Origin of the sequence: Candidatus Accumulibacter contiguus, from assembly GCF_012940005.1 — a bacterium.
GTDB lineage: Bacteria > Pseudomonadota > Gammaproteobacteria > Burkholderiales > Rhodocyclaceae > Accumulibacter > Accumulibacter contiguus.
In genome coordinates this window covers 1-11,928 of the sequence record NZ_SPMX01000008.1, presented here as the reverse complement: position 1 = coordinate 11,928, position 11,928 = coordinate 1, and the positions used below count along the sequence as shown (strand labels likewise).

12 protein-coding genes are annotated in these 11,928 nt (G+C 62.7%); 4 read left to right on the top strand and 8 right to left on the bottom strand.

The window, feature by feature from the left end; translation table 11 throughout:
* Genes E4Q08_RS04055 through E4Q08_RS24395 form a run of 3 tightly spaced genes read left to right on the top strand, consistent with a single transcriptional unit; the run spans position 1 to position 3,036 of the window.
* Positions 1–810 carry an MIP/aquaporin family protein gene (locus E4Q08_RS04055; RefSeq protein ID WP_169069431.1) on the top strand — a complete coding sequence of 270 codons (810 nt, stop codon included), beginning with the start codon at positions 1–3 and terminating at the stop codon, positions 808–810.
* A complete protein-coding gene (locus E4Q08_RS24400) occupies positions 807–1,898 on the top strand; it encodes a DoxX family membrane protein (RefSeq protein ID WP_248594681.1) in 1,092 nt (363 codons plus the stop codon). The genes E4Q08_RS04055 and E4Q08_RS24400 overlap by 4 nt, the downstream gene beginning before the upstream one ends.
* Positions 1,822–3,036, top strand: coding sequence for an NAD(P)/FAD-dependent oxidoreductase (locus E4Q08_RS24395; protein ID WP_308240056.1), 1,215 nt, complete (start codon positions 1,822–1,824; stop codon positions 3,034–3,036). The genes E4Q08_RS24400 and E4Q08_RS24395 overlap by 77 nt, the downstream gene beginning before the upstream one ends.
* 81 nt (positions 3,037–3,117) lie before the next feature.
* On the opposite strand, the gene E4Q08_RS04045 is transcribed toward E4Q08_RS24395, so the two are convergent.
* Positions 3,118–3,555, bottom strand: coding sequence for a bacteriohemerythrin (locus E4Q08_RS04045; RefSeq protein ID WP_169069430.1), 438 nt, complete (start codon positions 3,553–3,555; stop codon positions 3,118–3,120).
* Between the two features lie 146 nt (positions 3,556–3,701).
* Positions 3,702–4,157, bottom strand: a complete 456-nt coding sequence (locus E4Q08_RS24390) for an FmdB family zinc ribbon protein (RefSeq protein ID WP_248594680.1) — start codon at positions 4,155–4,157, stop codon at positions 3,702–3,704.
* A gap of 215 nt (positions 4,158–4,372) precedes the next feature.
* Here E4Q08_RS24390 and E4Q08_RS04035 point away from each other — a divergent pair, with 215 nt between their 5' ends.
* Positions 4,373–5,206 carry a formylglycine-generating enzyme family protein gene (locus tag E4Q08_RS04035; RefSeq protein ID WP_169069429.1) on the top strand — a complete coding sequence of 278 codons (834 nt, stop codon included), beginning with the start codon at positions 4,373–4,375 and terminating at the stop codon, positions 5,204–5,206.
* Between the two features lie 25 nt (positions 5,207–5,231).
* Here E4Q08_RS04035 and motD read toward each other — a convergent pair whose 3' ends face one another.
* The 6 genes from motD to flhA form a co-directional block, all read right to left on the bottom strand.
* The gene (motD, locus tag E4Q08_RS04030; RefSeq protein ID WP_169069428.1) at positions 5,232–6,008 is read right to left on the bottom strand and encodes a flagellar motor protein MotD; all 777 of its coding nucleotides are present in this window, start codon (positions 6,006–6,008) and stop codon (positions 5,232–5,234) included.
* A 72-nt stretch (positions 6,009–6,080) separates the two neighbouring features.
* Positions 6,081–6,821 carry a flagellar motor protein gene (locus tag E4Q08_RS04025; protein ID WP_169069427.1) on the bottom strand — a complete coding sequence of 247 codons (741 nt, stop codon included), beginning with the start codon at positions 6,819–6,821 and terminating at the stop codon, positions 6,081–6,083.
* Complete coding sequence (locus tag E4Q08_RS04020; RefSeq protein ID WP_169069426.1) at positions 6,814–7,560, bottom strand: RNA polymerase sigma factor FliA; 747 nt, start codon at positions 7,558–7,560, stop codon at positions 6,814–6,816. The genes E4Q08_RS04025 and E4Q08_RS04020 overlap by 8 nt, the downstream gene beginning before the upstream one ends.
* Before the next feature lie 18 nt (positions 7,561–7,578).
* The gene (locus tag E4Q08_RS04015) at positions 7,579–8,469 is read right to left on the bottom strand and encodes a MinD/ParA family ATP-binding protein (protein ID WP_034912902.1); all 891 of its coding nucleotides are present in this window, start codon (positions 8,467–8,469) and stop codon (positions 7,579–7,581) included.
* On the bottom strand, positions 8,462–9,847 hold the full coding sequence (flhF, locus tag E4Q08_RS04010; RefSeq protein WP_169069425.1) for a flagellar biosynthesis GTPase FlhF: 1,386 nt from the start codon (positions 9,845–9,847) through the stop codon (positions 8,462–8,464). Before flhF ends, E4Q08_RS04015 begins: the two co-directional genes overlap by 8 nt.
* Positions 9,844–11,913: a flagellar biosynthesis protein FlhA gene (gene flhA, locus E4Q08_RS04005; protein WP_169069443.1), complete on the bottom strand. Its 2,070-nt coding sequence runs from the start codon at positions 11,911–11,913 to the stop codon at positions 9,844–9,846. The genes flhF and flhA overlap by 4 nt, the downstream gene beginning before the upstream one ends.
* Positions 11,914–11,928: the final 15 nt, after the last annotated feature.

Sequence of the window (11,928 nt, the reverse complement as noted above, 5' to 3'; positions counted from 1 at the left end):
ATGCGCCATGCCCTGCGACAGCACTGGCCCGAGTATCTCATCGAGGCGGCGGGTCTCGGGCTGTTCATGATCTCGGCGTGCCTTGTCGTGGCGCTGATCGAGTACCCGGCGTCGCCGCTGCCGCAGCTCATCGGCGATCCCGCGCTGCGGCGCGTCCTGATCGGCATCGCCATGGGACTCACTGCGATCACCCTCATCTATTCGCCGTGGGGCAAGCGCTCGGGGGCCCATCTCAACCCGGCGGTGACACTGACCTTCTTCCGGCTCGGCAAGATCGAGCCCTGGGACGCGCTGTTCTACGTCCTCTTTCAGTTCGTCGGCGGAGTCACCGGGATGGCGGTCGCGGCCCTGCTGCTGCACGCGCCCGTGCTTTCGCATCCGGCGGTGAACTTCGTCGCGACGCTACCCGGTGAGCAGGGTGCGGCCGTCGCCTTCGTTGCCGAAGCGGCGATCTCTTTCGGCCTCATGTTGACCGTGTTGTTCGTCAGCAACTCGCCGCGCACCAATCGTTACACGGGTCTCGTCGCCGGCGCGCTGGTGGCGCTGTACATCACGCTCGAGGCACCGCTGTCGGGAATGAGCATGAATCCGGCGCGCAGCTTCGCTTCGGCCCTGTCGGCGCAGCAGTGGACGGCGATCTGGATCTACTTCACGGCACCGCTCCTGGGTATGCTCGGCGCCGCTGCGGTCTACGTGCGCCTCAAGGGTGCGGCAGCCGTGCTGTGCTGCAAGCTGCACCACGAAAATGGGCAGCGCTGCATCTTCCGCTGCCGCTACGGCGCGCAAACCACAGGAGATCAAGAGCCATGACCCACCCACACGCAGCGAAGCTCTCTTACCGACTGGCCTGGCTTCCCGGTCTCGTGAATCTGTCGGTCGTCGCCTTGCGTTTTCTCGAACGGTCGGCCGGCCCGCTGGTCGACTTGCTGATCCGCGTCACCCTGGCGCAGGTGTTCTTCGTCTCCGGCGTTCTCAAGGCCGCTAACTGGGACAACGCACTCTATCTGGCAGCCAACGAGTATCCGGTGTCGTGGCTGAACCCGGTGAGCGCGGCCTGGCTCGGCGTACTCATCGAACTGCTCGGCTCTGTCCTCTTCGCGGCAGGGCTGGCGACGCGCCTGGCCGCGCTCGCGCTGGCGGCGCTGGCGCTGGTCATCCAGTACAACTACCAGACGCTCGACACGCACCTTTTCTGGGTGGCTCTGCTGTTCTGGTTCGTCGTGCGCGGCGCCGGCGCGCTGTCGCTCGATCAGCTGCTCGCCCGCGGGCTGGCGCGCACGGCGGTGCCGTTTGCCGCTGCGACGCTCGGCCTGTGTACCGACGCCACGCGCTGGCTGGCGCCGCTGTACGCCCTGCTCCTCCGGCTGTGGCTGGCACTCGCCGTCCTGGCTGCCGTCGCTGGCTTTGCCATCGCCGCGTCGAACGGCGGCACAATGGACGTCGCGGCGCTGTTGCCGGTCACTTCTGCAGCCGTCTTCTCGTCGCCCTTGCCGCTCATTTGCGCCGCACTGTTGGCGCTCGGTTGCGCCACCCGCCCGGCCGCCCTGCTGCTGATGCTGGCCATCTCCGCCGTGCGCATGCTGGGAGCGGGCGTCGAAGCCTATCCCTATTGGTTCATGGCGCTGGCACTGATGGCTCTGTGGGGTCCGGGCCCGGTGTCGCTGGATGCGCTGGTCGAGCGCGCGCTGCGCCGGCGTTTTCCGCAGCTCGCCGGTCAGCCGGCCTTCTCGCTCGACGACGTGCCGCGCGTGGTGATCGTTGGCGCCGGCTTCGGCGGGCTGGCGTGTGCTGCGGCGCTGACGCGCGCGCGTGGCGGTGACCGTGATCGACCGCCACAACTATCATCTGTTCCAGCCCCTGCTCTATCAGGTGGCTACCTCGGGCCTGTCGCCCGGTGACATCGCGACGCCGGTGCGCGGCCTGTTCCGCGAGCACTTCAATGTTCGCGTGCTGTTCGGCGAAGTGACCCGCGTCGACCCCGTCAGGCAGGAAGTGCGGATGGACGGCCAGCGCATCGCCTACGATTACCTGGTCCTGGCCACCGGCGCGGCACACTCGTACTTCGGCCGCGACGACTGGGCGCCCTATGCCCCCGGACTGAAGCGCGTCGAAGATGCCACCGACGTCCGGCGGCGGCTGCTCACGGCCTTCGAACAGGCCGAAGTGACCGACGACCCGGTGGAGCAAGCGAGCCTGCTGACATTCCTCATCGTCGGCGGCGGCCCGACGGGTGTCGAACTCGCCGGTGCCATCGCCGAGCTGGCGAAGTTTGGCATGGAAAAGGACTTCCGCCGCTTCGACCCCGCCGCGGCACGGGTGATCCTGGTGCAAGCAGGCCCGCGCCTGCTGCCGACCTTTGCCGAGGCCTTGTCGCAACGCACCCGGCAGGCTCTGGAGAAGCTCGGTGTCGAAGTTCTACTCGACAGCCGCGTCGAGAGCATCGACGACAGCGGCGTGATGGTCAACGGCCGGACGATCGCTGCGCGCACCGTTTTGTGGGCCGCCGGTGTCGTCGCTTCGCCGGCGGCGAAGTGGCTGGGCGCGGACGCCGACCCGGCCGGCCGCGTCAAGGTCGGGCCGGACCTGTCGGTACCCGGCCTGCCGACCGTCTTCGCCATCGGCGACACGGCGCTCGCCAACGCCTGGAACGGCGCGCCGGTGCCGGGCCTGGCGCCGGCGGCCAAGCAGGGCGGCGACTATGTCGCCCAGGTGATCCGCGCCCACGTCGAGGGCCGCCCGGCGCCAGCCGCTTTCCAGTACCAGCACCTGGGCAGTCTGGCCACCATCGGGCGCAAGGCGGCGGTGGCGGACTTCGGCTTCGTCAAGCTGCACGGCGGACTCGCCTGGTGGCTCTGGGGCGCGGTGCATCTCGGTTTCCTGGTCGGCTTGCGCAACCGCATTTCGGTCATGCTCGACTGGTTCTGGGCCTATCTCACGTATCGCAGCGGCACGCGGCTCATTACCGGCGGCGCTGGCAGCCAGAAGACCGGGCAGCGGCACGCGGCGAACACGTTGCCACGGCAAGGCGCGGCCTGAGAAGCCCGGCGGGCTGCTCAACAGCCGGAGGCGTTACGCGACGGCACGAGCACGTCCTGCGCCAGTAGTTGCTGCTGTACCCTAATGGGAAACTCCCAACGAGTTCGCCGGCAGCAGATTCACCGGCCTGGCGCGGGCAAGCGCTTCACCGAGGTGGAGATCCGGGCCAGCGATATGCCGCAGCAGCCAGCGCTGCATGAACTGCGAAACGGCTGCGACGTCGATAGTCCCGAAGCTGGAGTCGTCGATCATGTTCTTGACGTCGAAGAATAACTGGCGATGCTCGCTACGGTGGATTGCGGTGAATTCATAGGCGATTTCGTCCATCAGCGCTTCTTCATGGGCGAAATGGATCTCGGTATAGCGCTCCAGTGCCACGAGGACATCGAGTGCTTCGGCCTGGTCGCCGGCAACGCTTGCGGCATGGGCACGATTGAGCAGCGCGACCAGTTCGCGGTGCTCGCGGTCGATTTGTTCGTGACCGATTTCCAGTGCCGGCGGCCACATCAGAAAAGTCATGGTTCTTCCTTGTCAATGGGGTGTGAAGTGGCTTGCCAAACGGTCATGACTTTGCAAGACACCCCCTGAAAGTCATGACCGTTTCCCCCTCATCCCCGACCCCTCTCCCGCGAGTGGAGAGGAGAGATACAAGCTCTCACTGGATCTCACTGAAAATGGCAGGCGCCTGGGCCGTCAGGGTGGCCACAACTTCCACAAGGGCCAGGAAAATCGCTGGCACCCGATCCGGTTATGGCAGAAAACGCCGACAATTTCTTGCGCAGGTCGACGCTGTGGCAGCTTGGGCACGCAGGCGCGGGCGAGGACTGGCGTACCAGCTTCTCGAACTCCTTACCGCAGGTGGTACACGCGTATTCGTAGATGGGCATGATGTCGATACTCCAAATTATCCCGAGATGGTTCTTGATATCTATGCTGGTGGCCAGATCCTGCAGTTCCTTGGCGCATATGTCGGCATCCGGCAGACTCATGTCCTGCCCATGATTGCCTACCTCGTACCTTGGGTACTTCAGCGTAATTGTACGGGTTTTGCGATGAATACGACGAATACGACGATTGCGATGGCTGACCTGGAGGCTTGACCAATGTTCCAACAAGGTCAAAAATGATGACTTCCCTTGTTTTCGACTCCGGCACGCGCACGGGCCTTCCCGGCAGGGCGTTCGGCGGGTACACTGAAAAACCTTTGTCACTTGGTGGCATTCGGCGTCGATCCGGCAGTCGTGGCAAGCATCTGATTGAAGATTCTGTCCGCCGCATCACGCGGCCCGGCAGCCCCGACAGACAATTTCCGGTCACACCGCCACGAAAGCCCATCATGTCAGAGATCATCCCCGCCAGGCCCATCCCGCTACCCTGGGTGAGCAACGTCGTTGAAGATCGCTTCGGACTCTCGGTGGTACTGCGTGTCGGTAATGCCCAGCAGCGGTTTCGCTGGATTGCACCGGGGCACTTCCTGATGGGAGCACCGGCTGACGAGGCCGAGCGGGGCTGCTCCGAATTGCCGCACGAGGTGACGCTGAGCAGCGGCTACTGGCTCGCCGATACGGCCTGCACGCAAGCCTTCTGGCTGGCGGTCTGGCCGGTGAACCCGAGCCATTTCCAGGATCACCCGCAGAATCCGGCCGAAAACGTCAGTTGGCATGATGCGCAGGGTTTCATCGCCGAGTTGAACCGACGCTTTCCAGGACTGTACGCCCGCCTGCCGAGCGAGGCCGAATGGGAATATGCCTGCCGGGCCGCGACGACGACGCCGTTCTCTTTCGGCAATCAGATCACTGTCGAGCAGGTCAACTTTCATGGCAATTACCCCTACATCGGCGGCGACAAAGGTCTCTATCGGCAACGCACCGTGACCGTCGCCTCCTTGCCGGCGAATCCCTGGGGCTTGTACGAGATGCACGGCAACGTCTGGGAATGGTGCGCCGACTGGTATGGCGAATACCCGGAGGAGCCACAGATCGACCCGCGTGGCCCGATCATCGGCAAGATGCGCGTCCTGCGCGGCGGCACCTGGAGCGACCCTGCCCGCTACGCGCGTTCTGCCAATCGCAGCCGCATCGAACCTGCCTACCGGCCGCTCAGCAGTGGTTTCCGGATTGCCCTGGGGCAAATCCGGGATCCTGTCGGGATGCGCAAGCGTATTCGCTGAATTCGCTGAATTCGCTGGAGCCGCTTCAATTGCGGCCAGCCGGCGTGATCTCGGTGCCTTTTTCGGGAATGTCGGATTCGATCTGGATCGTCACCCGGCGATTGCGCGCCCGCCCGTCCGCCAGTACATTCGGCTCGACCGGACGCGTATCGGCATAACCGATCGCGGTCAGGCGCTCCGCCGCGACGCCGGCATCGGCGAACAGGCGCAGGACGGTGGTCGCGCGCACGGCGGAAAGTTCCCAGTTCGAAGGGAACTGCGTGTTCTTGATCGGGATATTGTCGGTATGCCCCTCGATGATGATCGGAAAATCCGCAGCGACCAGCACTTCGGCGATCGACTGCATGGCTTTGACCAGTGGCGGTTGCAGCAGTGCCTGGCCGGGAGAAAACAGAATGCTGTCGTTGATTTCTATGCTCACGCCGCGGCTGGTTTCAAGAACGCGCACCTTCCCCTGCTCGATCAGCGGCGCCATCACTTCCAGAATCTCCTTGGCGACGTTACGCATTTTCTCGCGCTGTTGCTGTTTGGCGACCTCCTGCGCCTTGCTTGCCAGGTTCGGTTTCGGTACTACCGGCGCTGACGGCGGCAGAATCATCGGCGTTTGTCCAGCGCTGTTGACGGGAACATTGCGAAAGGCGCTGATCATCGAATTGCTCAGAATGCGATACTTTCCCTCATTCACCGAGGATAGCGCGTACATCACCACGAAGAAGGCAAACAGCAGGGTGATGAAATCCGCGTATGACACCAGCCAGCGGTCGTGATTGTCCTGCTCTTCCTGAGGTTTTCGCCGTGCCATCGCTTATGAACCCTTAGAGAGGGAAACGGTCATGGCTTTCATGATCCGGGGTGTCTCAAATCGCCATGACCATTAGAAGACATAGCTACGCAAGCGACTCTCGATGATGCGTGGATTATCGCCATTGGCAATACCCACCAGCCCGTCGACGAGCATTTCGCGCTGCACGATGAGACGATTGACGTGCCCCTTGAGCTTGTTGGCCATCGGCAGATACACCAGGTTGGCCAGGCCCACACCATAGATCGTTGCGACGAAAGCGACGGCAATGCCGGCACCGAGCTTCGATGGATCGGAGAGATTCTCCATCACCTGAATCAATCCCATCACCGCACCGAGAATACCGATGGTCGGCGAATAACCGCCAGCCGCCTCCCATATCCTGGCCGAAAGTTTCATCTCCTGTTCATAGGTACCGATCTCGACCTCGAGAACCTCGCGCAGTCTTTCCGGCTCTGCGCCATCCACCAGAAGCTGCAAGCCCTTGCGAGTAAACTCGTCCTTGAGCTCGTTGAGGATTGCGTCCAGCGCCAGCAGACCCTCGCGCCTAGACACCTGACTCCAGCTCGAGACCTGCTGGATCAACTGCTGATGATTGACCTGCGGGGGGTACCACATCCATTTCACCATGCGAATGCCGCGCACGAAGGTGGCATAGGGACTCTGCAACATGACCGCCCCCAGCGTACCACCGACCACGATCAGCAAGGCTGTCGGTTGCGATAGCGATCCAAGATGCCCCCCCTCGAGAATCTGGCCGCCAACGATCGCCAGCAATCCGATCAGCAGACCGAGCACACTGGTTCTATCCATGACTTGCGGCTCTGCCGAGCTTCCTGCCGTCGGCACCGAACAAACGGGCGCGCAAGCGCATCACCGCCTGGCTGTGCAACTGACACACGCGTGACTCGCTGACTTCCATCACTTCTCCGACTTCTCGCAGATTGAGATCCTGCTCATAGTAGAGCGCCATCATCAGCTTTTCTCGCTCCGGCAGCCCTTCGATCGCCTGCGCCAGCGTCTGACGGAGATTCTCGTTTTCCAGGATCGTCGACGGATCAGCGCCTTCGTCCACCAGATGATTTTCTAGATATTCCTCGCCACCCTCGGAAACCATGTCCTCCAGGTAAATCAGCTGATGCCCTCGGGCTTCCTGCAGCATTTTCTGGTAGTCGGCAAGACCCATTCCCAGAGCATCAGCAAGTTCCATTTCTGTCGGCGAGCGACCGTTCTCCTGTTCCAGCCGGGCAATCGCGACCTCGATGCGCCGATAATTGCGGCGCAGGCTGCGTGGCAACCAGTCATTGTCGCGCAGCCCGTCGAGCATCGCGCCGCGCACGCGCTGCACCGCATAGGCTTCGAACTGAGCTCCCATGCCGGACTGGAAACGGCCAATGGCGTCCAGCAGGCCGAGCATCCCGTTCTGAATCAGATCTTCCACCTGCACACTGGCAGGCAGCCGAGCCATCAGATGACAGGCGATGCGCTTGACCAGCGGAGCGAAGCGCTGGACCAGCTGATCCTTGTTGAGTTGACCAGCAGCGTTATACATGCGTTATTGGAGGAGCTATCAGGCGTAGATAGCGACCGGATCGATGTGGTGGCTCAAGTGTAGCAGTTGTTGCACAAAATGTTCGAGCCCCCCGTCTCCGAACTCGTCTTCGGCTGCTGGCCAGTTCAACAGTTCATTGGCCACGGTCTGATACGCTTTGGCTGCCGGCGAGTTCGGAAACAAGCCGGCAACCGGTTGGCACAAGCGGGAGGCCTGCCGCAGATGCTCGTCGAATGGCACGTAACCCGCGTAATCGACACGGGCAAGCCGGCGACTGCTGGTCACCTGCGCGATATTGTCATGGATCGCCTGCGCGTCGGCGGCTGCCCGTACCTTGTTCACCAGGATGCGAAAGTGCTTGCGCGAGTAACCCAGACTGACTTTTTTGATCAGCGCGTAGGCCTCGGTAATCGACTTGCTGTTCGGCGACACGACGATCACGGTGTCGTGCGCGGCAAGAGCGAGCGGCGAGAAACCGAGCGGATGATCAAGCGAGGTGTCGACCAGAACGACCTCGGCAGCGGGTCGGATTTCACCCAGGCAGTCGAGCAGGATGCGTTGCTCGGCATCGCTCAGCCTGGCGAGCTGCTTGACGACCCTGGCCGCCGGCAGGACACGGATCCCCGGCGCCACCGCAAGGATCACTTCCGCAAGCGACCTTTCCCGATCAATGACCTGTTGCAGATCATACGCTGCAAAAGCGCCATACGATGCAGCGATGCCGTGGTCGATATTCTCGTCCACAACCAGGACTTCCCTGCCCTGCCCGGCCAGCGCTGCCGCCAGATTGGCCACCAGAACGCTCTTGCCCACTCCCATGCCGCCAGCGGCAAAGGTCACGATACGCGACTGCGGACGCTGCAGGAGGCGCCGCAGGCCTGCCGCCTGATCGCCTCGAAAGTCAGCCATGCTGGCCTCCGGCGGATTGCAGACCGACCGCGGAAGTGGCCATCATCAGGCCGGGTTCGACACCGCTCAGGTGATGCGGTGAACTCTCGGGCAGATCCTTGAAAGCACGATGCAGCAGGTACTGCCGATTCGGCAGATGCAGATCCTCCGGCACCCGCTGCCCATTCGAAACGTAGTACAGGCGCAAACCATTGCGGATGATCACATCGAGCGACGAAGCCAGACTTGCGGCTTCATCCACCTTGGTCAGAATACTACCCGCCAGATCCAGCCGGCTGTAGGATCGGACGACGTCATCGAGCGTATCGCCGCGGCTGGTCGCCGACAGAAGCAGCAAAGACTGGACATTGCTGGCCGCAAACATGGCTACCTGTTCGCTCACCATGCGGTCGCGCTGGCTCATGCCCATGGTGTCGATGAGTACCATGTGGGTATGCTGCAGATCGCGCAGCGTGGCACGCAGGTCTTTGGCATCCCTGGCAAGATGCACCGGGACGCCCAGAATCCGGCCATAGATTCGCAACTGTTCGTGGGCACCGATCCGGTAACCATCGGTCGTCACCAGGGCAAGCTTCCTGGCACCGTGTCGCAACACACAGCGCGCAGCCAGCTTGGCAGTGGTCGTGGTCTTGCCGACGCCGGTGGGACCGACCAGCGCATAGATGCCACCCTGGTCGACGATGTCGCTCTCGCTGTTGATGGTCAACAGGCCACGCTCGGCAGCCCCCTTGACCCAGGACAGCGCCGGCCCGCTCTCCAGTTCGCGGGGCAGATCGGCAAGCAGGTCGCGTGCCGCCTGCGGCGAGAAACCGACATCAAGCATCTGGCGAAGAATTTCCATCTTGACCGGCTCCGTACGCGCGGATTCTCCCCAGGCGAAACCCGCCAATTGTTGCTCGACGATCCGTCGCAGCGTGCGAATCTCCTCCATCACGGCTGCCGGCACCACCTCCGCCTCCGGCTTCGGATCGCTGCGAGCTGGTGGCGACTGCGGCACCGCCATCTGCGGCAAGGGTCTGGCCGCCAAGGGCGGTAACGGGCGAGGGCTGGGACGGGCATTCGGCTGTCCCGGTGCTGGCGGCATGGCGCGCAGCTGCGGCGGTTCCCGCGCGGCAAGCGGCGTCGGTACGGGCGACGCAGTGGGCGATGCAGCGGGCGATGCAGCGGGCGATGCAGCCGACGTGTATTCCTTGCTGCGAGGTGTGTCGCGTTCCGGCGTCGGCACGATCATTTCCATGTCGCGGGCGGCCACCGCCATGATCTCGACGCCTCCGGGAATCCCGCGATTGGAGAGAATGATCGCGTCCGGTCCGAGGGTCTCCTTGACCTTGCGCAAGGCGTCGCGCGCTGTTGCGGCAATGAATTTCCTGACGTTCATACTCTCTGTCCAATGATGGAGGTCACCTTGATGACCCGGTTTTCAGGCACTTCAGCGTGCGCCAGGACCTTCAGTTGGGGAATGCTGCGGCGCAGGAAGCGCGACAACAGCGTGCGAAGGTTTCCGGGAACCAGCAGGACCGTCGGCAAGCCGACCTCCTCCTGGCGCTGCGCAGCGGCAATAGCCTCACGCACCAGGGTATCGGCAAGACCCGGCTCGATGCCGGCAGCATCGCCGCCAGAACCGACGGCCTGCATGAGAAGACGTTCGAGTTGCGGATCCAGCGACATCACCTGCATTTCAGCCCCCCCTGGGTACAGCTCCTGGACGATCGAACGGCCTAGCGCCGTACGCACCTGCGCGGTCAGCACCTCCGAATCCTGGGAGCGCGGTGCCATGTCGGTCAGGGTTTCAATGATCGTTCGCATATCGCGAAGAGGCACTCCCTCTTCCAGCAGGTTGCGCAATACTTTCTGCACCACGCCGAGCGACAGTGCCTTGGGCACCAGTTCCTCGACCAGCTTGGGCATTTCCTTCGCCAGGTGATCGAGCAGCGCCTGCGTCTCCTGTCGCCCCAGCAGCTCGGCAGAGTGCGCGAGAATCAGGTGGTTGAGGTGCGTTGCCGTGACCGTGCTGGCATCGACGACGGTGTAACCGTAGGCCTGTGCCTGCTCGCGCAGCGCCGGATCAATCCACACTGCCGGCAAGCCAAAAGCCGGATCCCTGGTCACCGTACCGGGCACCTGCGCGGCCACCCGACCGGGATTGATCGCCAGCAGGTTTCCCGGAAAGGCTTCGCCCTCGCCGATCTCGACGCCTTTGAGCAGAATTTTGTAAGCGTTGGGTTTCAGTTCCAGGTTGTCGCGGATATGCACCGGCGACACCAGAAATCCCACTTCCTGGGCGAATTTCTTGCGGATGCCACGGATCCTGCGCAGCAACTCGCCGTCCTGTGACTTGTCGACCAATGGAATCAGGCGATAGCCGACTTCCAGCCCGAGAACGTCGAGTGGCGTGACATCACTCCAGCTGGCCTCCTGCGCTTCACGCGTCGCTACCGGTGCGACAGCGATGGTCTCTGCTGGTAAGGCGAGGTGCTCGCGCTTCTCCAGTTGCCAGGCCATGGCGGCAATGGCGCTGGCCAGAAGCAGGAAGACAAAATTGGGCATCCCGGGAATCAGGCCCAGCAGACCGATGATTGCTGCAGCGAGAAACAGCAGCTTCGGATTGTTGAAAAGCTGCGACACGAACTGCTGCGAAACATCCTCGTTGTCTCCGACACGCGTCACCACCATGCCGGCAGCGATCGAAATGATCAGTGCCGGGATCTGGGCCACCAGTCCATCACCAATGGCCAGCAGGGTGTAGGTCTTGGCGGCGGTGCCGATATCCAGGCTGTGCTGCAGCACCCCGACGAAAAGGCCACCAATCACGTTGATCAGCATGATCAGGATACCGGCAATCGCGTCACCACGAACAAACTTCGAGGCACCGTCCATCGAACCGAAGAAGTCCGCCTCCTGGGCGATCGTCGCGCGCCGCTTGCGTGCCTCGTCTTCGGCGATCAGTCCGGCATTGAGGTCCGCATCGATAGCCATCTGCTTGCCCGGCATGGCATCGAGAGTGAAGCGTGCGGCCACTTCCGCGACGCGTCCGGCACCCTTGGTGATCACCACGAAATTGATGACCACCAGAATCGTGAACACGACGATTCCGACCGCGTAATTACCACCGACCAGAAAATGTCCGAAGGCTTCGATGACCTGCCCGGCAGCACCGGGGCCGGTATGGCCTTCGAGCAGAACGACACGCGTCGAAGCGACGTTGAGGGACAGACGCAACAAGGTCGTGACCAGCAGTACGGTGGGGAAAACGGAGAAATCCAGCGGTTTGATCACGCTCATGGCAACCAGCATGACGATCACTGAAATGGCGATATTGAACGTGAAAAAGAGATCCAGGACAAATGCCGGCAGCGGCAGGACCATCATCGCCAGAATCAGCAGAATCAGCACCGGGCCGGTCATTTGCCGCTGGCCAAAACAGGACGCGACGAAATCCCGCATGACCAGGCTCGCATC